Source organism: Brevibacillus sp. RS1.1, assembly GCF_013284365.1.
GTDB lineage: Bacteria > Bacillota > Bacilli > Brevibacillales > Brevibacillaceae > Brevibacillus > Brevibacillus brevis_D.
This window is the reverse complement of record NZ_JABSVA010000001.1, coordinates 193131-217891: the sequence shown is the minus strand read 5'-3', so window position 1 is coordinate 217891 and position 24761 is coordinate 193131. Positions and strand designations below refer to the sequence as shown.

Annotated in this window: 26 protein-coding genes and 2 riboswitches; of the genes, 19 read left to right on the top strand and 7 right to left on the bottom strand. The window is 46.1% G+C overall.

All coding sequences use genetic code 11. From position 1 onward, the window contains the following. Nucleotides 1–26: 26 nt before the first annotated feature. Together HP570_RS00895 and HP570_RS00890 are read right to left on the bottom strand one after the other, a co-directional pair. Nucleotides 27–212, bottom strand: coding sequence for a hypothetical protein (locus HP570_RS00895; RefSeq protein ID WP_015891438.1), 186 nt, complete (start codon nucleotides 210–212; stop codon nucleotides 27–29). 72 nt (nucleotides 213–284) lie between these two features. Beyond that, on the bottom strand, nucleotides 285–1292 hold the full coding sequence (locus HP570_RS00890) for a glycerophosphodiester phosphodiesterase family protein (RefSeq protein WP_173624630.1): 1008 nt from the start codon (nucleotides 1290–1292) through the stop codon (nucleotides 285–287). Between the two features lie 164 nt (nucleotides 1293–1456). Between HP570_RS00890 and HP570_RS00885 the strand changes: the two genes are divergently transcribed. After that, complete coding sequence (locus HP570_RS00885; protein ID WP_015891436.1) at nucleotides 1457–1702, top strand: hypothetical protein; 246 nt, start codon at nucleotides 1457–1459, stop codon at nucleotides 1700–1702. A 19-nt stretch (nucleotides 1703–1721) separates the two neighbouring features. Further along, nucleotides 1722–2072, top strand: coding sequence for a DUF952 domain-containing protein (locus HP570_RS00880; protein WP_173624629.1), 351 nt, complete (start codon nucleotides 1722–1724; stop codon nucleotides 2070–2072). A gap of 3 nt (nucleotides 2073–2075) precedes the next feature. Here HP570_RS00880 and HP570_RS00875 read toward each other — a convergent pair whose 3' ends face one another. Beyond that, nucleotides 2076–2291: a hypothetical protein gene (locus HP570_RS00875; protein ID WP_016743595.1), complete on the bottom strand. Its 216-nt coding sequence runs from the start codon at nucleotides 2289–2291 to the stop codon at nucleotides 2076–2078. A gap of 124 nt (nucleotides 2292–2415) precedes the next feature. Between HP570_RS00875 and tlp the strand changes: the two genes are divergently transcribed. The 4 genes from tlp to HP570_RS00855 all read left to right on the top strand — a co-directional run bounded on the left by tlp (nucleotide 2416) and on the right by HP570_RS00855 (nucleotide 4789). Next, nucleotides 2416–2634 carry a small acid-soluble spore protein Tlp gene (gene tlp / locus HP570_RS00870; protein ID WP_015891433.1) on the top strand — a complete coding sequence of 73 codons (219 nt, stop codon included), beginning with the start codon at nucleotides 2416–2418 and terminating at the stop codon, nucleotides 2632–2634. A gap of 139 nt (nucleotides 2635–2773) precedes the next feature. Continuing rightward, nucleotides 2774–3886 (top strand): tRNA 2-thiouridine(34) synthase MnmA, encoded by a 1113-nt coding sequence (gene mnmA / locus HP570_RS00865; protein WP_064199254.1) that lies wholly within the window; start codon nucleotides 2774–2776, stop codon nucleotides 3884–3886. 21 nt (nucleotides 3887–3907) lie between these two features. Continuing rightward, entirely contained in the window at nucleotides 3908–4237 is a 330-nt protein-coding gene (locus HP570_RS00860; RefSeq protein ID WP_015891431.1) for a hypothetical protein, read from the top strand. Nucleotides 4238–4276: 39 nt separating this feature from the next. Beyond that, nucleotides 4277–4789, top strand: a complete 513-nt coding sequence (locus HP570_RS00855) for an ACT domain-containing protein (RefSeq protein ID WP_015891430.1) — start codon at nucleotides 4277–4279, stop codon at nucleotides 4787–4789. A gap of 31 nt (nucleotides 4790–4820) precedes the next feature. Here HP570_RS00855 and HP570_RS00850 read toward each other — a convergent pair whose 3' ends face one another. Then, nucleotides 4821–5645, bottom strand: a complete 825-nt coding sequence (locus tag HP570_RS00850) for an alpha/beta hydrolase (protein WP_173624628.1) — start codon at nucleotides 5643–5645, stop codon at nucleotides 4821–4823. A 170-nt stretch (nucleotides 5646–5815) separates the two neighbouring features. After that, nucleotides 5816–6015: riboswitch (cobalamin riboswitch) on the top strand. Nucleotides 6016–6177: 162 nt separating this feature from the next. On the opposite strand from HP570_RS00850, the gene nrdI reads away from it, so the two are divergent. From nrdI to HP570_RS00790, 12 genes are all read left to right on the top strand, one after another. Further along, complete coding sequence (gene nrdI, locus HP570_RS00845) at nucleotides 6178–6537, top strand: class Ib ribonucleoside-diphosphate reductase assembly flavoprotein NrdI (protein ID WP_015891428.1); 360 nt, start codon at nucleotides 6178–6180, stop codon at nucleotides 6535–6537. Further along, nucleotides 6524–8608, top strand: coding sequence for a class 1b ribonucleoside-diphosphate reductase subunit alpha (nrdE, locus tag HP570_RS00840; protein WP_173624627.1), 2085 nt, complete (start codon nucleotides 6524–6526; stop codon nucleotides 8606–8608). The genes nrdI and nrdE overlap by 14 nt, the downstream gene beginning before the upstream one ends. 55 nt (nucleotides 8609–8663) lie before the next feature. Continuing rightward, a complete protein-coding gene (gene nrdF, locus HP570_RS00835; protein ID WP_087350004.1) occupies nucleotides 8664–9614 on the top strand; it encodes a class 1b ribonucleoside-diphosphate reductase subunit beta in 951 nt (316 codons plus the stop codon). Nucleotides 9615–9700: 86 nt separating this feature from the next. Next, nucleotides 9701–9899: riboswitch (cobalamin riboswitch) on the top strand. A 145-nt stretch (nucleotides 9900–10044) separates the two neighbouring features. Beyond that, nucleotides 10045–12336 (top strand): 5-methyltetrahydropteroyltriglutamate--homocysteine S-methyltransferase, encoded by a 2292-nt coding sequence (gene metE, locus HP570_RS00830; protein ID WP_173624626.1) that lies wholly within the window; start codon nucleotides 10045–10047, stop codon nucleotides 12334–12336. A 23-nt stretch (nucleotides 12337–12359) separates the two neighbouring features. Beyond that, nucleotides 12360–12836 carry an acyl-CoA thioesterase gene (locus HP570_RS00825; protein WP_015891424.1) on the top strand — a complete coding sequence of 159 codons (477 nt, stop codon included), beginning with the start codon at nucleotides 12360–12362 and terminating at the stop codon, nucleotides 12834–12836. 349 nt (nucleotides 12837–13185) lie between these two features. Continuing rightward, nucleotides 13186–14187: a DUF418 domain-containing protein gene (locus HP570_RS00820; RefSeq protein ID WP_173624625.1), complete on the top strand. Its 1002-nt coding sequence runs from the start codon at nucleotides 13186–13188 to the stop codon at nucleotides 14185–14187. 224 nt (nucleotides 14188–14411) lie between these two features. Further along, nucleotides 14412–15299, top strand: coding sequence for a MurR/RpiR family transcriptional regulator (locus HP570_RS00815; protein WP_173624624.1), 888 nt, complete (start codon nucleotides 14412–14414; stop codon nucleotides 15297–15299). 40 nt (nucleotides 15300–15339) lie between these two features. Then, complete coding sequence (locus HP570_RS00810) at nucleotides 15340–16641, top strand: CapA family protein (protein ID WP_173624623.1); 1302 nt, start codon at nucleotides 15340–15342, stop codon at nucleotides 16639–16641. Between the two features lie 46 nt (nucleotides 16642–16687). Then, complete coding sequence (locus HP570_RS00805) at nucleotides 16688–17947, top strand: MFS transporter (protein ID WP_173606026.1); 1260 nt, start codon at nucleotides 16688–16690, stop codon at nucleotides 17945–17947. A gap of 63 nt (nucleotides 17948–18010) precedes the next feature. After that, complete coding sequence (locus tag HP570_RS00800; RefSeq protein ID WP_173624622.1) at nucleotides 18011–19519, top strand: fatty acid--CoA ligase family protein; 1509 nt, start codon at nucleotides 18011–18013, stop codon at nucleotides 19517–19519. 24 nt (nucleotides 19520–19543) lie between these two features. Then, nucleotides 19544–20020 carry a GNAT family N-acetyltransferase gene (locus HP570_RS00795; RefSeq protein ID WP_309139170.1) on the top strand — a complete coding sequence of 159 codons (477 nt, stop codon included), beginning with the start codon at nucleotides 19544–19546 and terminating at the stop codon, nucleotides 20018–20020. A gap of 177 nt (nucleotides 20021–20197) precedes the next feature. Next, nucleotides 20198–20761, top strand: coding sequence for an NAD(P)H-dependent oxidoreductase (locus HP570_RS00790; protein WP_173624620.1), 564 nt, complete (start codon nucleotides 20198–20200; stop codon nucleotides 20759–20761). Between the two features lie 67 nt (nucleotides 20762–20828). On the opposite strand, the gene HP570_RS00785 is transcribed toward HP570_RS00790, so the two are convergent. From HP570_RS00785 to HP570_RS00775, 3 genes are all read right to left on the bottom strand, one after another. Further along, on the bottom strand, nucleotides 20829–21194 hold the full coding sequence (locus HP570_RS00785; protein WP_173624619.1) for a winged helix-turn-helix transcriptional regulator: 366 nt from the start codon (nucleotides 21192–21194) through the stop codon (nucleotides 20829–20831). Between the two features lie 106 nt (nucleotides 21195–21300). Beyond that, nucleotides 21301–22812 (bottom strand): MFS transporter, encoded by a 1512-nt coding sequence (locus HP570_RS00780; protein ID WP_173624618.1) that lies wholly within the window; start codon nucleotides 22810–22812, stop codon nucleotides 21301–21303. Between the two features lie 271 nt (nucleotides 22813–23083). After that, nucleotides 23084–23638, bottom strand: coding sequence for a GNAT family N-acetyltransferase (locus HP570_RS00775; RefSeq protein WP_173624617.1), 555 nt, complete (start codon nucleotides 23636–23638; stop codon nucleotides 23084–23086). Nucleotides 23639–23936: 298 nt separating this feature from the next. Here HP570_RS00775 and HP570_RS00770 point away from each other — a divergent pair, with 298 nt between their 5' ends. After that, nucleotides 23937–24761, top strand: a complete 825-nt coding sequence (locus HP570_RS00770; RefSeq protein WP_173624616.1) for a MerR family transcriptional regulator — start codon at nucleotides 23937–23939, stop codon at nucleotides 24759–24761.

Genomic DNA, 24761 nt, shown 5'->3' with positions numbered 1-24761 from the left:
TGTCTAATCATTTGTTGAACAATTGTTTAACTGCTGAAGAAGCTACGGCTGGAGCGCTTTCTTTTATAATGAGAGCTGCCGTAATGGGAATGTCCGTACCGATTGCTGGAGCTGTACTTTCTGCGATGTTTGTAATCGCTGCTGCTGTATTTCCGGTGCTTATGCGAAGATGAGTGATTACCGAGTAAATTTTTTAAAAGCTTCTTGAGCATATCAATCACTCCTAGTTAGGTTGGAAATGTATTCCGTATAAGTATATACGAATATGATGAAGAACCGTTTCATTATTTTTCTGCGTTTTCGTGAAAAGCTGGACCGATCAGATCGATCCGGTTCGTCCATATTCCTCCTGTAAAGCTTTCAGGCACCCGTTTTAAATCATTCGGGACATCAAAGCCTTGTGACACCTCTCCACTGCCTGCGACTAGGATCACGCGGGTGTCTTTTGCTTCCATTCTTGCCATGAACCGATTCGGCCAACCCCAGAGCCATGGGGCAATCTGATCAGGAATATGTAGTTGGGTATGTGCACAGGCTTGTGGTACATATCCGGACCAACCTGCAGCGATGTAAGGGATCAGGCAGCTTTTCATTGTCGCCATTGACATCACACGCAGTTGGGGGAGTTGTTGTTTCAATGTCTCGATTGGCTCGTCGCCGCCATAAACAGAGAGCTGTCCCAGTCGTTTTGCAGGCAAGGTCGCCAAAACATCCGCCAACGCTTTCCCCTCGAGTGGGTCATTGCTTTTGATATGGATAAGCAGCGAGCGATTAGGGAATGTTTGTAGCACATCTTCGAGAGCGGGCATCATGCCAATCCCTTTTCCACGGAAGGGGAAGGTTTTCCCTTCATCGGCTGTATAATGGTAGCCAATGTCGAGCTGGTGTAATTCGGCCAAGGTATAATCTCTCGTGACACCAGTACCATTTGTCCGACAGTCAAGCGTCCAGTCATGAAACACGGCGAATCGATTGTCTTTGGTCCATTGTACATCAAGCTCAACAACGTCCGCGCCTGCATCAAAAGCCGCCTGCATGGACGGAATCGTATTTTCCAGGTACGGATGCTCCGGTGGATAAATCCGTTCCGCCGTACAAGTTTCGTTGGTGATGTTCTCCATATGAAAGGTTTGCGCCATTCCCCGGTGAGCAAGTAAAAAAGGCTCGCCTTCTGGCTCTTTTGCAAGATAAGAGCTGTTACCCAGAAACAGGAAAGCGATGAAAAGAAGAGGAATCCAGATGCGTTTTCGCTGGAACCATTTCTTTCGAGGTTGATTTCGTTGTTTTGACATGATGGAATACCACCCCTTCCTTAAAATGCTCTGTTCATTGTAGCAAAACGCAAGGGAGTAAGGTACATGCTTTGGGAGTAGGGCTAGGGGCTTGGCATCATTCGAAAAGACTGGCACAATAGACGGAAGATAAGATGTATCCTTGAAGAGCAAGGGGAGGTTCCATGAAAATAGCTTTACATCAAATCGCTTATCAAATCGGCATGCACCCAACTGAGATGGCGAAGCTTGTCTACGATGGTGAAATAACGGGAGAGATACCTGACCGCAATCCGCAAGCGAAGGATGCCTGGGTGGATTTGCACTCTCTGCGTAACTTCGTTCAATGGCGATACGATCAGGGGCAAATGGAGCAGATGTTCTATGATAAAGCTATGCGTCACCTGAACAAAGCAATGCCCAAAAAATAATCGAATGTGGGGGAGAAGCATGCAAGACTCTATCATTTACTGTATGGTACCAAAAACATACTGGGAAAAGTGGATGGACAAGGATCACTACTTACCGCGCGATTACGAGCAAGAAGGCTTTATTCACGCGTCAAAAGGGGATGAGCTGCTTGAAAAGGTAGCAAACCGCGTCTACGCACAGTTTGACGAGGAGTTGTATGTACTCGTTATCGATGAAACGAAAACGACTTCGGAAGTCAAATACGAGGCTGCGAAGGATGGATTGCTGTATCCGCACATCTATGGACCGCTGAATCAAGAGGCGATCGTGGATATAAAGCAAATGAATCGGATAGACGGTCAGTGGCGTCTGGGAACGTCTATCCGCTAATCTCTACCATTTAAACCATTTGAGTAGCGCAAGCACTTCTTGACGCTTGGCCTCAGGTAGCTTGTCGAGTCTGCGCAAGAGAAGATCGATTCGCATGCGCTGTTCCACTTCGGATTCAGGTACCTTCTGCCCCTTCACCCATTGTCGTTTCAGGCGGACGGGATCGGTATCAGAGATGATCCGAAGCAGCTTTCTTTCCAACAAATCTAAGGAAGCCATAGGTGAAACCCTCTTTTTCGTTTAATCCGTTTCTTCTATTATAACACGGGTACATAAAGAAACCATGATTGGCGCACAATGGTAAAGGTGTTGAATATAACCCTTTGTAGGAGGCGTATCGATTATGGCGAAGCCGGATGACCGTTCTGACAACGCAGAAAAGCTTCAACAGATGATTTCCAATACGGAAGAGAACATTCGTGAGTCCGAAGATTACCTGACGGCTCATGCTGGAGAGATTTCTGCAGAGGAAAAAGCAAACCTCGAGGCGAAGAATCATCGTCGTGAAGAAAGCATCGAGGGATATCGCGCAGAAATCAAGGATGAATCTACGCAGGCATAACCTTGCTACCAAACGTCTGGCGCCAACTACGCGTCAGGCGTTTTTTCATTCTATCGGGCAAAAGTGCAACAAAACATGATTTGTTTTGCGAAACATGGTAATCTGTAATGGTACAAATTGAATAAGAGGAGAAAGACTTATGAAGCGACCAGAAGATACACGCGTCGTTGTCGGCATGTCCGGCGGAGTCGACTCCTCCGTGACGGCTTACCTGCTTAAGCAACAGGGATATGACGTCATCGGCATCTTCATGAAAAACTGGGATGATACCGATGAATTCGGCCACTGCACGGCGGAAGAAGACTTCCAGGATGTCCGGCGCGTCTGTGAACAGATCGGCATTCCATATTACACGGTAAACTTTGAAAAAGAATACATGGACAAGGTATTCCAGTATTTTTTGGATGAATATAAACGAGGCCGTACACCGAATCCGGATGTCATGTGCAACCGTGAAATCAAGTTCGGTGAGCTTCTCGCCAAGGTGATGGATCTGGGGGCGGATTATATTGCTACCGGCCATTACGCGCAGGTTAAGTACATCGATGGCGAGTACAAGCTGATTCGTGGCGCTGACAACAACAAGGACCAGACTTACTTCTTGAATGTATTGGGCCAAGAACAGCTTTCCAAAACGATGTTCCCGATTGGTCATCTCCCGAAACCGCAAGTAAGGGAGATCGCGGAAAAAGCAGGACTCTATACAGCGAAAAAGAAGGACAGTACAGGGATCTGCTTTATTGGGGAGCGCAACTTCCGCGAGTTCCTGCAAAACTATTTGCCAGCCAAACCAGGAAATATCGAGACCGTAGATGGAGCAGTCATCGGTACGCACGACGGGCTGATGTACTATACATTGGGCCAACGACAAGGCCTAGGGATAGGCGGAGGTCATGGCACAAGCGGGCAGCCTTGGTTTGTTGTAGACAAGGATCTGGAACGGAATGCCCTGATCGTTGGCGAAGGCTCTGATCATATCCGTCTGTACTCGAAGAGTCTCTTGGCGACCAACGTGAGCTGGGTGAGTGATAAGAAACCATCCGAAACGTTTACTTGTACAGCCAAATTCCGTTATCGTCAGCCAGATCAGGGAGTAACCGTTCATCTGCTGGAGGATGGCAACGTAGAAGTTGTATTTGATCAACCGCAAAAAGCAGTGACACCTGGTCAGGCTGTCGTCTTCTACGATGGGGAAGTGTGCTTGGGTGGAGGTACGATTGACAAGGTACGCTTAGTCGATAAAGAGAACTAAGATAGACGGGGGAAGCACTCGGTGGATGCTACGAAAAAATCAAAAGTGATTATCGTTTCATTTTTGGCGGGAGCAGTTCTCTTGGCGATCATCTCTTATTTCGGGATGGCCTCCATGGGTAAAGAGCATATGGCGACGATCCAAAACGTCATCAAGGAGAACGGCGGGGTTGTAAACGCGGGTGGAGTGACAGCGGTACCGATGGATGAAAGTCCTTTTACCAATAGCGGAAAAGGCAATACCATCTACCGTATCTACTTTACGAAAGATGGGCAAACGTTGACGGCTTGGTATCGTGCTGATAACGAATCCTCCATCAAGAAAGAGCCGGAAGCGTGGATTCTGCCGTAATAACGAGGATAAACCTGACTGGGAGAGTGAAGGCATCACATGACCCAATATGCTGGATTGCGTGAACTGGCTGAACTGATTCGAAGACTCGAGCCAGAGTTAGCGGGTGCACAATTAAGTATTCTTGCTCATGAAAATAAAGAGGAAATCGCAACATTGCTAGTGGAAGGACTCGGGACAAAGATTCCTGTCCAACACAGCTCTGGCGAATATGCGAATCATTTGGCGATTTTGCGTGTAGGAGCGAACAAGTACACCTTTGCGCAAGATTGGAGAGAAGTGTACATCAGTGAAATCAATTACTGCGCTTGTCGCATACCTCCAGGGGCCCACGGATTGTTGGTTCGCCATATCGATTATCCAGGCGTGATTTATGATGTCTCACGAAAACTGGCCGAGTATCAAATTAATGTTTCCAAGTTGAATGTATCCCGCGAGCAAAAAGGGAAGAATGCCCTGCTTATCTCTGTGACTGATGAAGAGATTACACCAACGATTGTATCTGCCATCGAAGAGCTGCCCCAAATCACCAAAGTGTTATCTCTACAGTAAGCGAATCATGAAAAACAAAAACTGCCCGTTGTTAGTAGCGGGCAGTTTTTTTCGTGGCGAATCTGAGTCCTTGACTAATGAAGACTGGCAAAACGGACGAGTGATTTTCGTTGGCAAATTCCTTAAAGGAAGCCTTGATTTGGCCCTTACCCATGGAGGACAATCGTTCGATCATCGCCAGCGATTTTTCTTTGACCAAGAATCGCCCATCGTTTTCCAACTCCCCGATGGTGAGGAGTGCATGGACGTCGAGGTCATCTGTCAGCAGGCTCGGCAATTGACTCTCCTTCGCAAGCAGCACGCTCTCATTCCAGTGGATAGAGGGACTACCGGCAATATATCGCTGGAACGCGTGTGGTCTTGACAGAAGCACATGCAAGACAAATAAGCCGCCTAGCGAATGTCCCAAAATCGCTTGCTGGGTCCGATCGATGGGGAAGTCGTTTTCGATGCTAGGCTTGAGCTCCTCCTCTAAAAAGGTGAGGAACTGCTCGGCTCCCCCCATCTGTGGCCACTCGGCTCCTTTTGGGCTGTCAGGAAGCTCTGAGGCGGGAACTTCATACGTGTAATCATAGAAACGGGCAGGATGGTATGGATCGTCTGTTGGATAGCCAATCCCGACGACGATAGCAGGATACACGCCAGTTCGTTCAGGGCCACGTGATTGTATCCGTATCGCTTCGGTCATAGTGGCAAAAACAGAGTTGCCATCTAGCAAATATATGATGGGAAAGCCTGATTCCGGAGGGGGATCGGCAGGTATACTTACGAAAATGTGATAGTCACGCTCTTGATAAGTCATGATTCTACGGTATGAACGAGGTATGACGACAGGTTGATAGTCGGTGCTTTTCATGAGGGCGACTCTCCAATCTCTCCAAGGCTAACCAACACACACAAAATCTATTATATGAACGAGAACCAGAGATTGGCAATAGCCGAAAAAGGAGAATAGTTAGTTTTCGAAAAGAGCCCATACTGAGCTTGACTCCTACGATATATTGAGGTAAAGTAAGTTTTACCAACTACATATTGATGCGGTAAGGTGTTTACCAGCCAGATTTGGTAGACTTAATAGGGAAGTCGGTGAGAATCCGACGCGGTCCCGCCACTGTAATGAGAGAGCTCCATTTGCGAAAGAAGGCCACTGATCATGAAGGATCGGGAAGGTGAAAATGGAGCGATGATCCAAAAGCCAGGAGACCTGCCTAACCGCTTGCACTGTTTACCCTACGGGAGATAGGGAAGTGTTCGAGCGCTCAATTCGCATTGGTGAATTGCTAGATGGAAGTCATCACGCGCATTCGGCATGTAAACGTCGGATGCGCTTTTACTTTGGCTAAATAACATACATACAGAGTAAAAATAGCAAGGATAGGATGAGGGACATGCTAATCGCTTATGATTCAAAAACAGGAAACGTCCGACGATTCGTCAACAAAATTAATCTGCCACATGTGGAAATTGATCAAGATATGGTGCTGGACGAGCCATTCATTTTGATCACATACACGACGGGATTCGGACAAGTGCCGGAGAAGGTGGCGACGTTCCTGAAGCGAAATCATGTCCATCTGCGCGGGGTATCTGCCAGCGGCAACCGCAACTGGGGAACCAGCTTTGCCAAAAGCGCGGATACGATCGCGAGCCAATATGGCGTTCCGGTGATTTCTAAATTCGAACTGTCCGGTACCGGCCGTGACGTGGAACAATTTACGAGTGGGGTGGCAGCAATTGCGGCATATTGAATTGAACAACGAACTGATGCAGCGTGGCAACGACGGATTTTATCAACTGGAAAAGGATCGGGAGGCGGTTGCGGTCTTCATGGAAGAAGTGCAGTCCAACACGATGACTTTTGGCAGTGTCAAAGAACGCATGGACTATTTGATCGAGAATGACTTCTATGAAAACGTCTATGAAACATACACAGTTGAGCAGGTCGATGAGGTTTTCCGTTTGGCCTATGACGCCGATTTTCAATTTGCTTCGTATATGGCTATCTCCAAATTTTATAAAGATTACGCTTTGAAAACGAACGATAAATCGATGTACTTGGAGCAGTATCCAGACCGGGTGGCCGTTGTGGCACTGTCCCTTGGACAAGGTGACTTTGAGCTCGCCAAGCGTTTAACGGTCTCCATGATGGACCAACGCTTGCAGCCAGCGACACCAACCTTCCTGAACGCAGGCAAAAGCCGCCGGGGAGAAATGGTCTCCTGCTTCTTGCTCGAAATGGATGATTCACTGAATTCCATCAACTTTATTTTGGGAACTTGTATGCAGTTATCTAAAATTGGCGGCGGTGTAGCCGTGAACCTGTCCAAGCTTCGCGGACGAGGAGAGCCGATCAAAGGCGTCGAGGGCGCGGCAAAAGGTGTCATGCCCGTTCTCAAGCTGTTGGAAGATGCGTTTTCCTACGCGGATCAAATGGGGCAACGCAAAGGCTCAGGTGCAGCGTACTACAACATCTTCGGCTGGGATATCAACGAGTTTCTCGATTGCAAAAAGATCAATGCGGATGAAAAAGCCCGCATCAAAACGTTGTCCATCGGCCTGATCGTACCAAACGTGTTCTACAAGCTGGCCGAGGAAAACAAGCCATTGACTGTGTTTGCTCCGTACTCCGTGTACAAAGAATACGGTGTGCATCTGGATGATATGGACCTCGATGAGATGTACGAGGAGCTCTTGGCTAACGATCGCATCAAGAAAAAGACCGTGATGAGCGCACGCGAGATGTTGACCAAAATCGCGATGATCCAAATGGAATCGGGCTATCCGTACATCATGAACAAAACGAATGCGAACAACAACCATGCGCTGAAAGATCTCGGTTCGGTAAAAATGTCAAACCTGTGCACGGAAATCTTCCAGCTACAGGAGACTTCGACGATTGCCAATTACGGCGAGATGGATATCATCCGTCGCGATATTAGCTGCAATCTGGCATCGCTCAATATTGTCAATGTGATGGAACGCAAAATGATCCGCGAATCTGTCCACGAAGGAATCGAAGCCATTACAGCCGTGAGTGACATGACGCGTGTAGAAAACGCTCCAGGCGTTCAAAAGGCAAATCGTGAGCTGCACTCTGTAGGTCTCGGTGCGATGAATCTGAACGGATATCTGGCAAAGAACAGAATCGCTTATGAAAGTGAAGAAGCGAAAGATTTCGCCCGTACGTTCTTCATGATGATGAACTTCTACTCCTTGGAAAAAAGTATGGAAATTGCAAGGGAAACAGGCATGACCTTCTTGGGCTTTGAACAATCGGAATATGCAAAAGGCACTTATTTTAACAAGTACGTGACGAACGATTACAGCCCGCGGACGGAAAAAGCAAAGCTTCTCTTTGAAGGAATGCACATTCCGACGCAAGCAGATTGGGCGGAGCTACAGCAAAAGGTGCAAAAGCATGGCGTTTATCATGCGTACCGTTTGGCGATTGCACCGACACAGAGCATTTCCTACATTCAGAATGCGACTTCTAGTGTGATGCCAATTGTTGAGCATATCGAAACGAGAACGTATGCCAACTCTACGACGTATTACCCGATGCCGTACTTGTCGCAGGAAAACTATTTTTACTACAAATCGGCGTATGTAATCGATCAATTCAAAGTGATTGATCTGATTGCCGAAATTCAAGAGCACATCGACCAAGGAATTTCGACTGTGCTGCACGTGAACAGCAACATTTCAACCAGAGAACTGGCTCGCTATTATATTTACGCAGCGAAAAAAGGTCTGAAGTCGCTCTACTATACGCGTACGAAGCATTTGACTGTAGAAGAGTGCATTAGCTGCGCAGTTTAGTGAAGTCGATTCATATAAGGAAAAGCATCAAGCAAAAAGAGAAGAGGAACGCCATATGAAAGCAGTCAATTGGAACAGGCCGGACGACGATTTTACGATGACGTTTTGGAATCAAAACATCATGCAGTTCTGGACGGATGATGAGATTCCGTTGTCAGATGACAAGATGGCCTGGATGGAGCTCAGTGCGACTGAACGGGATACGTATAAAAAAGTATTGGGCGGCCTCACCTTGCTGGATACGGTTCAGGGTGGAGTAGGGATGCCGAAGATCATGGAGCATGTCGATGGACTGCAAAGAAAAGCGGTTCTCGCCTTCATGGGCATGATGGAGCAAATCCATGCCAAATCGTACAGCAGTATTTTTACAACGCTGGCATCAACAGAGGAGATTGACGGTATTTTTTCGTGGGTAGAAAACAATCCACATCTGCAAAAGAAAGCGGCCCTCATCTCCAAACGCTATCAAGAAATTGAGAAACCGAAAGACTTGTACATGGCGATGGTAGCGTCCGTCTTCCTGGAAAGCTATCTGTTTTACAGCGGCTTCTTCTATCCGCTCTATTTGGCGGGGCAAGGAAAGATGACAAGCAGCGGGGAAATTATCGACCTGATTGTTCGTGACGAGAGCATCCACGGACTCTATGTCGGTGTTCTCGCGCAAGAAGTCTATCAAGGCCTGAGTGTGGTCGAGCAGACCGCAGCAAAAGAGGAGCTGTATGCCCTTTTGCACGAGCTGCAAGAAAATGAAGAGGCCTATACGACTTCGTTGTATACCGAAATCGGATTGGCTGACGAGGTTCATGCCTACGTGCGCTACAACGCGAACAAAGCTTTGATGAATCTGGGGCTGGACCCGCTATTCCCGGAGGAAGAAGTGAACCCGATTGTGCTGAACGGCATTCGTACGCAGACGAAGCAGCATGACTTCTTCTCGAAAAAAGGAAATGGTTATGTCCGTACACTAAACGTAGAGCCGTTGACGGACGATGATTTTAGATTTTAGTATGACAAAAATTGGATTCTGTGTTACTGTATGAACAGTATGCTGCCCTGCTCGTTTTCTGGGGCACTTCATAGAACCATGATAATTTCATAGGAGTGGGAACAGGTTCTTTGGTTATCAAAATCAACCAAGGATGAAAAGGGAAGTCGGTGAGAATCCGACACGGTCCCGCCACTGTATGAGGGGAGTCGGCACATTTATTAGCCACTGATCCAAACGGATTGGGAAGGTATGTGCAGATGATGATCCCAAAGTCAGGAGACCTGCCTGTTTCGACGACACTGCTTAACCTACGGGAGATAGGGAGGTGTTAGGATGCTGTGATCTCAGTGCTTATTTGGCATTTCTAACGTTCTTTTTGATCGTTGGAGATGCCTTTTTTATTGGGCGGATTCAAGTCAAGATCGAATGAAGAATGGAGAGGAAGCTCATGAAAAGCAGCAATTTGGGATATCCACGGATCGGGAAGAACCGCGAGTGGAAAAAGGCATTGGAAGCATTTTGGGCAGGCAGCATCGATGAGGCAAGCCTGGTACAGCAAATGGAGCAAATCCGTCACCAAAACCTGTTACGTCAGCAGGAAAAAGGGGTCGAGCTGATCCCTGTGGGTGACTTTACGTACTACGATCACATGCTGGATATGGCTGTGATGTTTGGAATGGTCCCCAAGCGCTATGAATACGAGGGAGGCCCGGTTTCATTAGCCACTTACTTCGCCATGGCTCGCGGTTCGAAGGAAGCTGTCGCCAGCGAAATGACGAAATGGTTTAACACGAACTACCATTACATCGTCCCGGAGTTCGGTGAAAGACAACCAGCCATAACCGAGAACAAGCCTCTCCAGGCCTATTTAGAGGCCAAAGAAAAGTATGGCATCATCGGAAAGCCTGTTATTGTAGGCCCGTATACGTTTGTCAAATTGTCTAAAGGATATGAGAAAAACGAATTTGAGATCATCGTGGATCAACTCGTTCCGCTCTACATAGACGTTCTCCGGGAGTTAGAGCTGCACGGCGTGGAATGGGTGCAAATCGATGAGCCTGCATTTGTACTGGATGTCTCTGAGCAAGAACGCGCCATCATCAAGCGTATCTATACGCAAATCGGTCAAGCACTACCGCATCTACAATGCATGTTGCAAACCTATTTTGAAGCGGTGGATTGGTACAAGGAGCTAGTTTCCTTACCGGTAAAAGGAATCGGTCTTGATTTTGTACACGGAGCGAAGCGCAATTTGACTCATCTGAAAACACACGGGTTTCCAGCAGACAAGATTCTCGCAGCGGGAATCATCGACGGTCGTAACATATGGCGTGCGTCCATTGAGGAGAAATGGGAGCTGGTCAATGAAATTTCCGAGATCGTTCCACTCGAAAAGCTGTGGCTGCAACCGTCTAGCAGTTTGTTGCACGTTCCTGTAACAGTTGAAGCAGAGAGCGAATTGCCAGAGGAAGTCGTGTCTGCATTGGCGTTTTCCGACGAAAAACTAGGGGAAGTACAGCTTTTAGTCCAAGGATTCCGATATGGTAAGTACGTCATTTCAAAAGAGATCGCTCAAAATGAAGCGGACTTGCTGAAGCTCGCTTTATCTCCAGCAAGGAATCGTCAAGATGTGAAGAATGCTTTACGTCAAATCGCTGCTGTCAAACTTGAAAGAAGTGTTCCTTATCTCGAACGTCGAGAGATTCAACAAAATACGTGGAAGTTGCCACTGTTACCAACGACCACAATCGGTAGTTTCCCGCAGACGGCGGAGGTTCGTCAAGCTCGACAGCAGTTTAAAAAAGGGAACTGGACAGTGGAGCAATACGACGCTTTCATTCAGGCGCAAATCAAGGAATGGGTCAAAATACAAGAAGAGCTCGGTCTGGATGTCCTCGTCCATGGTGAGTTCGAACGAACAGATATGGTTGAGTATTTTGGCGAAAAGCTCGATGGCTTTTTGTTCACGAAAAACGGCTGGGTGCAGTCATATGGCTCGCGTTGCGTGAAGCCACCTGTTATTTACGGAGATGTGGAGTTTGTGGCACCAATGACGGTCAAAGAAAGTGTGTATGCAAAATCATTGACCGCCAAACCAATGAAGGGTATGTTAACGGGCCCAGCAACTATTCTGAATTGGTCGTTTGCTCGAGACGATGTCTCCAGACAAGAAGTGTGCGAACAAATCGCGTTGGCATTGCGAAAAGAGGTAGAAGCCTTGGAAGAAGCGGGGATTCTCATGATTCAAGTCGATGAACCAGCGTTGCGCGAAGGACTTCCGCTCAAAAAAGAAGAGCAAGCAGCTTATCTCGAGTGGGCTGTCAGAGCGTTTCGTCTAGCGACTTCCACTGTTGCGCCGAGCACCCAGATTCATACACATATGTGCTATTGCGAATTCCATGATTTCATGGACGTCATCAGCGAACTCGATGCAGATGTGATCTCGATTGAAACCTCACGTAGCCACGGAGAACTCGTGTCTGTGTTCGAAACAGGTACGTATGATAAAGGCATCGGGCTCGGCGTATATGATATCCATAGCCCCCGAGTTCCAGCTGTTTCAGAAATGGAAGATATGGTAGCACGAGGCGTACAAGTACTGCCACCGGACCAATTTTGGATAAACCCGGATTGCGGGCTGAAGACGAGAGGAAGAGAAGAAACCGTTCAGTCATTACGAAACATGGTTGCGGCAACGAAGGCGATTCGGAATCGTTTGACAGCTCAGTCGGGAAGGTGAACGCGATGAGAGGAGCCACACAAATGATGACAGAAGCACGACCGATCCAACAATCGAGAACCTTTTTGACTGATCTCGTCTTTCCGCCGGATACCAATCACCACCATACCATTTTCGGTGGAAAAGTCATGGCCTATGTAGATAAAATCGCCTGCATCGCAGCTATGCGACATTGCCGTAAGCCTGTTGTCACCGCGTCGAGCGATTCCTTCGATTTTCTTGCGCCAATCAAGACAGGGGAAGCGATCAACCTGGAGGCATATGTGACCTGGACCCATAAGACATCGATGGAAGTATTCGTGAGAGTGGAAGCGGAGAACTTGTTGACTGGGGAAAAGCGCATGACAGCACGCGCGTATCTGACGATGATTGCCCTCGACGATCAAGGAAAGCCGACGATCGTACCTGGTGTTATTCCTGATACTGAGGAAGAGCGCATACAGTATGAAAAAGCGAAGGAACGCCATGTATTGAGAAGGAAGCGGAAGGTAGAGATGTAAGGAGGGACACTATCCCCCCTATAACGAATAGATGCCTCTGGTGAGCTTGGTTGCAACAAGTCACCGGAGGCATTTTTTTTATGACTATTTAGAAGGTCGTTTTCTGCCACTGGATTCATTCTCGCTTCCGTACGATTTACCTTTTCGTCTATGGCTAACTTCTTTAAAAGGGGTGCTCTGGTAATTTTACGATTTAGTAAGATTGTACTCTGTATTGTAAGACAGCAGTCATTCATTTATCTAAATTTAACGTGTATGTTTAAGTCATGAAACCGACTTGGGGAGTTGAAAAGATAAAGGTAGGTAAGGTGTTTAATCCAAATAACTATTTTCAATGAGGAGATTCTACATGAATAAAATAAATTCGTATACAAGAATAGACATTATGGATTACTTACGAGGATTTGCCTTGATTGGGGTACTTCTTGTGAATAGTTTTCAGGTGATGAATAATGTGTCGAATTATAATGAATTACATGCTGGACTGTATTATATTTTTAACAGTAAATTTTATCCAATTCTATTTTTCTTATTTGGACTTGGAAGCTACTTTTTTATGAATCGATCCCAACAACAAATAAAGAACCGTTACCTTCTGTTTTTCCGCAGAATCTGCTTCTTATTTGTACTAGGACTGATCCATACATTTTATGCACCGTCAGGTATTCATGATGTGCTGATGCAATACGCTGTACTTGGCCTATTTATAGCTCTGTTTTTTAAAACAAATCAATGGACGAACTTAGTGGTAACGATAATTCTAATCATTTTGTCTATCGTAACTGCCTTTTGTCAACCGTATTATGGGGAGAGAATTGCATGGCTAGAACTTATCTCAGCAATTAGTAAATGGTTATCTCTGATGATGATAGGTTTTACCATGGGCCAATTTAAAATAATGGAAAATATCTATGCGAAAGTAAAGCATGTTTTGATTTTTTTAATTGGGATAATATGTGCTTATGTCATTTTATATTTTGTAAATATCGCAGTAGAGATTACTCCAGCAGGCATTGAAATACTAGAAGATTATTTAGTTTCCTCGATGATGGTTAGCATCCTTATTATTTCTCTGCAATGGAATCAGATAAAAGCTATATTGTCGCCATTAAAATTATATGGACAAATGTCCTTAACAAATTATCTTGCACAAAGTGCCTTACTAATTGTTTTTAGCTCCATGATTAGTATTCATTCTTTGATTACTTTCTTAATCATTCATGCTGTTCTACTCACTGGTAGCTCCATATGGTTAAAGTATTTTAAGATGGGACCGGTTGAACTGTTATTACGATCTTTCACTTATTGGAGTAAAATTCAAATAAAAAAGACTAAGCAAGTTGAGAAATAAGCGAAATACGATATAGCTTGAGGGCTTGGTTCCAAATGAATGTCTCAGTACGGAATAAAAAGAGAAGAGAAGGGGCCTTCCAACTGTGGAGGTCCCTTTTACAGTCCGCATACACCAAAATGAAGCAAAAACTACATTTTCTGAGAAGTATTGAAGTGATTTATTGCAAAGGATATAATATTCACAAAATTAAAATAAATCAGAATGGCAAAGGAGCTTCAGGTATGGCACAACTCGTAAAAGAACGGATTCGGAGGCAGTATGGAAAGCTGACAGCAAGCCAAAAAATCATCTGTAAGATCGCGATAGAAAAGCCCAGCTTACTTGCGATCCATACCGCCAAAAAAATTGCGGAATTTACGAATACCAGTGAAGCGACTGTCATTCGCTTTTGTTACGCATTGGGTTACTCCGGATACACAGAGCTTCAAGAAGAAATCAAAAAGTCTCTTTTGATAGGAGACCAAAGGAAGGGGCCGATCCAGAAATATCGAGACACGGAGGTTACGCTCGATCTGAGCAATTACGCCCATCAAGTGATGGAGAGTGATATTGCGTATCTCCAGCAAGGCTTGCAGCAAATAGATTACAACTTGCTCCATGATGTGGTCAAAAGCATCGTGCAGGCTAACCGAATCGTAGTGGTGGGATTTCGCTGGTGCCATATTCCTGCAAAATGGCTGTTTTCGGCGTTGAATGCGATCAAAGGAAACACACATCTGTATACGGGAGCCGTTGATAACGCCGATTATTTTCTCACCGAACGGGATCAAGAATGGCTGGTCATTGCGATTTCATTTCCTCGTCATCCTAGCGAGACAGTTGCAATGGTCCATTCAGCAAAAGAGCTGGGAGCAAAGATTTTGGCGATTACGGAAGGCGAGTTCTCCCCTATCAGCCAAGTCGCAGATCATCTCCTGAAAATCACCACACCCCAACCCGTTGCCACTAGCGGTATGCCCACACTATTCTCCATGCTAAATGTCTTGATCAAAGGCGTCATGCTCCACGACTCGGAAAATGTCCAGAAACGATTGCAGCACTATGATGAAATCAGTTCGAAGCTATACTCGTTTGTTGGAGAGGAAGAGGAAGACTTCTCGATCTTTTGAAAACAGTAAAAATGAGAAAAGCGAAAGGGGAATCCTGCCAATGACCAAGCCGATTTGGTTTACCGCGACTGGCGACAGCTTCATTACACGCAATCTTCCATACAGGGACCAAGCTTTTGAAGAGGTATCCAGCTTGCTGCACCGTGCGGACGTACGCATTGCGAATCTGGAGACGACCGTACACGATAACGAGGGCTATCCCAGCGCACAAAGCGGAGGCACGTGGGCGATGTCACCACCATCCGTTTTGCAAGTCATGAAAGATTATGGCTTTAACATGATTGGGTGGGCGAATAACCATACGCTCGATTATTTGTATGGGGGACTAGAAGCAACGGAACGATATCTCAATGAGTATGGCTTCGTCCATGCTGGAGCTGGCAAAAATCTCGCTGAAGCGGGGGCGCCGCGTTATCTCGAATGCGAAGGAGCCAGGGTAGCTTTCATCGCTGCAACGTCGACTTTTCATCCATGGTGGGCGGCCGGAGATCAGCGTTCGGATAGTATCGGCAGGCCAGGGATCAATCCGATGCGATATATCATGACACACCACATTACGGAAGAAAAGCTCGCTGATTTGCAAGCCATTGCGGAGTCGACGGACATTAACGCCTTCAACAAGCTTCTCATCGAGGAAGGCTTCATGAACGATCCGGGCAAGGAGATCTTTCTCTTCGGAAATGCGCGTTTCATGATAAGCGACGAAGAAGGGACGACTACTCAGCCGCATCCGCGCGATCTGAACAGAATCGTCAAAACGATTGAGCAGGCAAAAAGGCGGGCTGATTACGTCATCGTGAGTATTCACGCGCATGAGATGAAGGGGGATGCGAAGGAAGTGGCGGCTGATTTCTTGCCTGTGTTCGCAAAAGCTTGCATCGATGCGGGCGCACACGCCGTGGTGGGACATGGCCCCCATTTATTGCGAGGCATTGAAATCTACAACAATCGGCCGATCTTTTACAGCTTGGGGGATTTTATTTTTCAGACAGAAGCTGTTACGAGTCAGCCTGCTGATTTCTACGAGCACTATGGTTTAGACCACAACCATAATGTGGCAGACGCGTTGGAAGAGATGAGTGCCAACTACACACGCGGACTCTGTGTGCACAAAGAGGTGTGGGAGTCGGTTATTCCCTTGTGGAAAATGCAAGATGGTGAACTGCTCGAACTAGAGCTGCATCCGATTGAATTAGGCTTTGATCTGCCTGTACATCGTATGGGGTGGCCGAAATTAAGCGAGGATATCTCCATCTTGGAGGGGCTCAAAGCTTTGAGTGAACCATATGGCACAGTGATTGAGATCACGGATGGAATTGGGCGCGTCCGACTTTCAAAATAGCGGGAAACAGCGGTAGTCTATTTCCTACACAAATGGAGTGATTCACATGATGGCCAGAATCACCATGATTATGTTGTTTTTGCTATACATGATCAATTATGCGGATAAAACGATTGCGGGATATTCTGCCGTGCCGATCATGACTGAATTTTCATTGAACGAGAAAGAATGGGGACTTGTTGGAAGCAGCTTCTTCTGGTTTTTCTCCATTGCCGGGATTATAGGCGCGGCATTATCGGATCGCATCGGGACGAAAAAAATGCTGGCGATCATGGCACTGTCCTGGACTGTCATCCAATTCGGCGCTTATGCGATCGCGGGTTTGCCGATGCTTGTCGTAACGCGTGTATTGCTTGGAATAGGCGAAGGGCCATTTTGGGCAACGGTTGTCAGCCATCTGAATAAATGGTTTCCCGAAGAAAAGCGTGGATTGGTTTATTCCACCGTGAACTTTGGTGCTTTCGTCGGTGCGGTTGCTTCCGCACCGATGATTGTCGCGCTGATCGATAGCTATGGATGGCGATTTTCCTGGGCATTTATGGGCGCACTCAGTCTGATATGGCTCCTGGTCTGGTTGTGGATTGGAAAAGAAAAACCACATGTCACTGTCGCTCCTGCAAAAGGCGCGGCTCCTACCTTGCCAAAAGCGAAATGGTCGGATATATCCGGTATCTTGCTCTCATCCACGTTTCTATTCTGTTTTTTAATCTATTTCGCACAAATATGGGGGACGACCTTCGCATCCGTTTGGGAGCCTGTCTATCTCGTCAAGGTCTTCCAGTTTACAAATCAGGAAATGGCCTATGCAATTGCTGGCACGGGACTTTTAGCCGGACTGATGACCATACTCATTTCTTCAATCGGTGATCGTTTCTTTAAAAAGCATCGCAGCTATCGTAAATCATACGTTTTGGTTGGCGGTGTTTCGATTATTTTAGGGGGACTGTGCTTTTATGGTGTGACTCTCGTTCAATCTACAGTATTTGTTTTGATCTTTCTGTGCCTCGGAAAAGGATTTGCCTTTTCTGTTGGGACAGCTGCCTCTGTCATTGTTAGCAGCTTGTTGCCGGAACGCACGGGACTTTTAGTAGGCGTGTTGTCCAGCCTGGTTACATTGGCAGGGATCATCTCGCCGTTGGTAACGGGCGCTATTGTTCAGTCAGCTGGAGATATTGGAACTGGTTTTGGCAACGCCATGATCGTCAACGGGTTGCTATTTATTATTTGTGGCGTGCTTTTCCTGCTCTTTGTGAAGCGCAATGAACAAGTCAGTCAATTAGCACCGCCAATCTCCCATGTTTCCTAAAAGTAATGCTTTATAGGCTTGTCTCTAGGTGTTAAAATTTTCTGAAAAGGGGGTAGGTGTGCGATGTATCATTTGAATGAAAGCCTCATGCAGAGCGCGAAACAATTTGCGGATCGTCCGGCCTTTGTCTTTATGGGAGAAACGACGACGTATGCACAATTCAATCAGCAGGTCGAACATCTCGCAGCAGGACTTGCCCAGCACGGGATTGGAAAAGGGGATGCTGTCGCTCTGCTCATGGATAATCGGCCGCATTTTGTAATCGCTTACTATGCGATACTCCGCGTAGGAGCAGTTGTTGTTCCCATGAACCCCATCTATACGGCTCGCGAAATTAGCTTCATTCTTTCGAACAGTAAAGCAAAGGCAGCCATTGCCTTATCGGCGTTGCAGCCGGTACTAACCCCGATGAAGGAAGAAATAGAAGATTTGCAGCTTCTTATCTACTCGGAATCTATTGAGAATGAAATAACGATCGATCAGCTTGTAAAGGAAGGGCAAGAGTCAGAGGTAGGCTACGCGGAGCCGGAACGAAACGAAGACGACCTCGCTGTTATTCTGTACACATCAGGTACGACTGGCCAGCCAAAAGGAGCGATGCTCTCTCACCGGAATATGGCTTCGAATGCGGATGCGATGGGGATATTGTTCGAGTTGGTGCCAGAAGATCGCATGGTCGCGGTACTCCCGATGTTTCACGTCTTCTGCATGACGGTGTGCATGAATGGCCCGATTCAAACGGGTGCAGCCATTATTATCGTGCCAAAATTTCATCCGGTAGACGTCCTCCAAACGATTCGTGAGCAAAAAGCCACATGCTTTGCAGGCGTTCCGACCATGTACAACTATCTGCTACAGGTGCCGACTGCGACAAAAGAAGATTTCTCATCCATCCGGATATACTGCTCGGGAGGTGCATCCATGCCCGTCGAGCTCCTGCACAAGTTTGAAGCAAAATACGATGCCAAGGTACTGGAAGGCTACGGTTTGTCCGAGGCAGCCCCAGCTACAACATTCAATCCATTGCATGGGACCAGAAAGCCAGGATCGGTTGGAATCGATATCCCGCTTGTGAAAAACAAGGTCGTCGATCCCGAAGGAAACGAAGTCGCACGTGGAGAAGTGGGTGAGCTGATAGTACAAGGGCCCAACGTCATGATAGGGTACCTCGGTTTGCCAGATGATACGGCCGCAGCGCTTCGAGATGGTTGGCTGTATACGGGAGACATGGCGCGTATGGACGAAGAAGGATATGTGTACATCGTTGACCGCAAAAAAGACATGATTCTCGTTGACGGCTATAACGTGTACCCCCGTGAGGTAGAAGAAGTGTTATACCAGCATCCCGCGATTATCGAGGCGGCTGTGATCGGAATTCCTGACGAAGTGCATGGCGAGGCAGTCAAGGCATTTGTGGCATTGAAGGAAATAGCGGTTTCTCAAGAGGATATTATGGCGTTTTGCCGTGACAAGCTGGCGAAATACAAAGTTCCTCGTCAGGTGGAATTCGTAGCGGAGCTCCCCAAAAACACTACAGGGAAAATCTTGCGTCGCTCGTTACGGACCACGTAAACGATCGCACGACGGGATGTGGAGGTGTTGGGATTGCTGCGTTTGATTCATGCAACGGAGGATGATGAATACGAACAAGCACGTGAACTTTTTTTGGAATATGTAGATTCATTAGGAGTTGATTTGAGCTTTCAAAACATTGCCATCGAATTGCAAAATATACCCGGCGAATACGCACCACCAGACGGTTGTATTTTGTTGGCACTCGATAACGAACAGCCCGCAGGATGTGTTGCCTTACGGAAAATAGATGAACAAGTTTGCGAAATGAAGAGATTGTACGTGAAGCCTGAATGGAAGGGTAGAGGAGTAGGGAAAAAATTAGCCTTGGCGATCATCGACGAAGCGAAATTTCGAGGCTATTCATTCATCCGATTAGATACGCTTCCTACGATGGAACAAGCGATTCAGCTTTACCGCTCGTTGGAATTCTATCCAATTGAGCCCTACCGTTTCAATCCGATTGAAGGCACGCTGTACATGGAGAAACAACTCAAATAACCCATTTGCAAAATGGTCTCCCACGATACCAACCTAGAATCATTAGGTCGCGGGGAGGCTTTTTTCTGTTCTTTACACTCACCTTTATGTAAGTAACTGAACAAAATGTGCGTACTTACAAATTTGCAGCAAGCATTTTATACTCATAAAACAACAAACTTCAAGGAGGACCTTACATTGAAAACGCTTGTAATCGTCACACATCCAAACATCGAAACATCCGTCATCAATAAGCGATGGGTAGAAGAACTCAAAAAATATCCAGAAAAGTATACCGTACACGAATTGCATAAGGTTTACCCGGATGGAAACATTGATGTGGAAAAAGAACAACAATTGGTTGAATCGCATGGACATCTAGTATTACAGTTCCCGGTTTACTGGTTTAATTGTCCACCTCTCCTGAAAAAATGGCTGGACGATGTTTTTGCATATGGGTGGGCGTACGGTTCAAAAGGAGGCGATAAATTAAAGAATCGCAAAGCTGCATTAGCGGTGTCTGCGGGAATTAGGAAGGAGGATTATCAGGAAGGGGGAAGGTATCGGTATACGCTTGAGCAAATATTGACCCCTTTTGAAACAACCTTCCGCTACTGCCACGCGGATTATCGCTCTTTCTTTGCGTATTATGGTGCGGAGACTGAGTCAGGGGAAAATGTACCTGGTCAAGAACTTGAGCCGACTGGTAGCGTATTGGATAAGAGCGCGCAAGATTATGTGAAATTCATCGATAACCTGTAAGAAGCCCAAAGAAAAAAGAAGTATTTCCGCGGTTGGGAGATACTTCTTTTCTTGTTAGAAACGATCGTTATGCCTGTTTCTTTACATCCTCCTGAGGCTGCAAGCTGTTTTTCTCTCCCCAGTCGCACATCATATTTAATAAAGGGATGAGAGAAAGACCACGTTCTGTTAAGGAATATTCCACTTTGGGAGGGACTTGGGGGAATTCCTTGCGGATGATCAAGTCATCTGCCTCGAGCTCTTTTAACATCACGCTCAGCGTTTTAAAAGAAATGGTACCGATACTTCGCTTTAGCTCATTATGCCGCATCACCTTCTTTTCAGCGAGCCAATACAAAATGATCATTTTATATTTACCGCCGATTAAAGACAACGTATAACCAAAACCAGTATCTTTCAGCTCCACACCAGTCGGAACACAGGTTTCACGCACGAATCACACTCTCCTTTGGGAAGTATGGTTTGTAAATACATATACTTTACCATATACCATACTGCCATCTTTGGAAAGTGATGCGGAGCATGAAACCCGTGGACTTTTATGATTCGACACTCTTTTGATGGCGCTCAAGCTTGCCAGGGCCTGCGTATAGTACGGAAAAGAAACCAATAACGGCGAAAATCAATCCCACGATATAACCATGATTGATGGCAGTACCTAGAGAGTCACTCAGAAAAGAATGAATACTCGGCTCGATTTTTAACGGCTCACGCATGAGAACTTCAGGATTAAGCAGATCAGCTACTTTCTCCGAGGAAATGCCATGTAATGACGCCCTGGTGGATACGATACTTGCATAATTTTGGTTCACAACAGCAGCCGTGATCGATGCACCGAGTACGCCTCCCATGTTTCGGCAAAACCCAACGATCGAGGAAGAAATACCGATATATGGTTTATCGACGGAATGCACGATCGCGTTTTGTGCAACGCTCATTAACGGCCCGATTGCAGCAAACCCGAACAGAATCATCAAGAGTGTTAAGAAAAAGAAGGAAATGCCCGTTGAAACGTACATGAGCAAAATAGAACTTACTACACTAGCGAGCATAGAGAACGCCATGAGAGATCGGAAGGAAAACTTTGTTTGCAACATTCCGAATACCACGGCACCTCCCGTCAAAGAGAGCATCAACGGAGTCAAAACACTATTGGAGTTCGGATACCCGAGCACGGCCACAGCGAAAATAGGCAAATAAGTGATGGCAGCAAACATGATGGCACCTTGAGAAAGACAAGCGATACAAGTCGCGACCACCATACGGTTTTGGAAAATCTGGAAAGGAAGGATCGGTTCCTGTGCATGACGTTCTACCAGAATAAAAGCAATCCCTACTATTATGGCCAGGGCAAATAGTGAGATGATTTGCCACGATGACCACTCATATGCTTTTCCTCCCCATTCAAGCGCCAGCATGACAGCTATACAGGAGACGATTAATGTAACAGTCCCCAAATAGTCAATCTTTGGCTTTGATTGAGAACGAGATTCTTTCAAGGAAAACAGAAGCGTTAAGAGAGACAACAAACCGATCGGAACATTGACATAAAAGCACCAGCGCCACCCCAAGTAATCAGAGAGCAAGGTCCCGACTTGAGGTCCGGCGATAGAAGAGAGCCCAAAGATTCCTGCAAACACGCCAGAGATTCGTGCCGTATATTTCGGATCAGAGGAAAGCGTAAATAGGATTGTGAAAGTAATCGGAAAGAGAGCCCCTGAACCAATTCCTTGAAGGGCACGGAAAGCAATTAGCTGTTCGATGCTTTGGGCAACGCCACAAAGTGCCGAGCCAATGAGAAAAATCGTGATGCCAAGTAAGTAAAACAACTTGCGTCCAAAAAGATCGGACATTTTTCCGAAGATGAGCATCGTACTGGTTGCGGCTAATACGTACGAAGTGAAAACCCAGCTCATGCTTTCAAAGCCACCGATATCTTTAATCATGTGACTAATGGCCGCTGAGGTGATGGTATTGTCGAGGGATGACATCAGTAAGCCAAGTGCCATTGCAAGGATAATGAAACGGTTACGTTTTTCGGATCGTGACATAAAAAGCGAACTCCTATCTCTTTTTCTATTGATTTAGCAAACTTCGCTACAAGACTATTATTTATGCTTTCGTTGCCAAGAAATAGGGAAAGAACAGTTGCAAATAAAACTTTACCTCGTTACAAGCCACGCGTACCATTTTGCTAGAAGAGGGGCTATCGGCGAAAAAGCAAAAGGAGCTGTCGCGGTGCGACAACTCCAGAAAATCCATTTCGCTCTTCTCTGTATTTATCGATTTCGAAATCCGGAATCTGCCACGGAATGGCCTTCTTTAATCAAGCATGAGATACCAATAAATTGCAATCTCATCACTATCTTTATCTAGACCTCTGTAGACGTAGGAATCGAAACCTCCGATGACAAAACCACAACTTTCGTAAAATTTACATGCGCGGACATTATTACTTTGTGTCTCCAGCATGATTCCCGTCATACCGCCATCCTTCGCCCAGCGTTTAGCTTGTTCGATTAGTTTTTTACCGAGACCGTATCCTCTATATTGCTTATCAACTTTGATATCTTCCACATAGGCAAATTTGTTCCAATTTCTTTTCAAAACAATTTGGCCCACAACTTGATTGTTTACGAGCGCTATATAAATGATTTGATGGGGATTGCCGATATAGTTCGAATAATCCTCAATCGTATCTTCTTCAAGCTGTTCATCATCGTAGCTTTTCGTTCTAAGAGGTCTCTCGTTCACCGTATATCCGATTTGCTGTCCGATGAGTTGCAAGACAAGGGTAGAGTCTACGATAAAGCTCCCATCAATGTTTGCACCACATTCTTCGTCGCCAGCCCGCAGTTCTCTAATGAAAATATCCATATTCGTCCTCCTCTGTATTTATAAGGTGAGAATAGGGATAGAAAGGGGGACCGCGGACTTAACGGAATACATATTGCTCCGCCATTTGCAGAACCTCCTCGTATTATTTTGTATGTAAGATTCTCTCAATAATTGTACAATGATTGCCTAGTAGGTGCTACAGTTTTCATGCGGGAATGATCATATTCATCTCACATGATGGCCGATTGCTGAAAAACGGCTCTTGCAGTTGACTTTGCCCTTAGGGGAAGGGGTATAAGTAGGATATCGATATAGATTGAAGAATAGAGGTGAGCCTGTGCTATCAATCGGAGAATTTTCAAAGATATGCGGAGTGACAACCAAAACGCTTCGCTATTATGCCGAAATCGGATTAATGAAACCGGACGAGATTCATCCTGAAAATGGCTATCGATATTATTCCATCAAGCAACTGAAAAAGATGCTCTTCATCAATCGTTTGAAATCGTATCATTTTTCGCTAGACGAAATAAAAGCCATTCTGGAAAGGGAAGAAGATCAATCGGAAGAGAAGCTCGTTACCGTGCTTCTTCGCAAGCAAAGGGAAATGTATGAAAAACGAAACGCGTTGGATTACACCATCAAACAACTGAACCATGATCTTTTGAAAATGGAGCAGGGGATCCCCATGATGGCATACCTTGACAACATTGAAGTACAGCTTGTCGAGACCCAGCCCATCCATATTCTTTCGTTACGCCAGGTGATGACGAGTGATGATTATGCAACAGGATATAGAAAGTATTTTAGTAAGCTGTATGAAAGGATTGCGACTGAAAAGCTCACCTTGCTCGGTACGCCAATAACGATTTATCACAGCCCGGAATTCAATCCCGCCGGAAATGATACCGAGTTTGCACTTCCGGTCGCGGAGGCTGTAATGGGAACAAGAGATTTGCCAGGGGGACTTTGTGCAAAGTCTGTATGTAAGGGGCCTTACTCAGAATTGACATCGGTATATGCCAGGCTGAGGGAATGGGTAGAAAAGGAAGGCTATGAATTGGTGAGATCACCCTACGAAGTCTATGTAACCGAACCCGATCATGCCAGCGTTCCTGAGGAGCTTGTTACGGAAGTGTATTTTCCAGTTAGAAAAAAATGA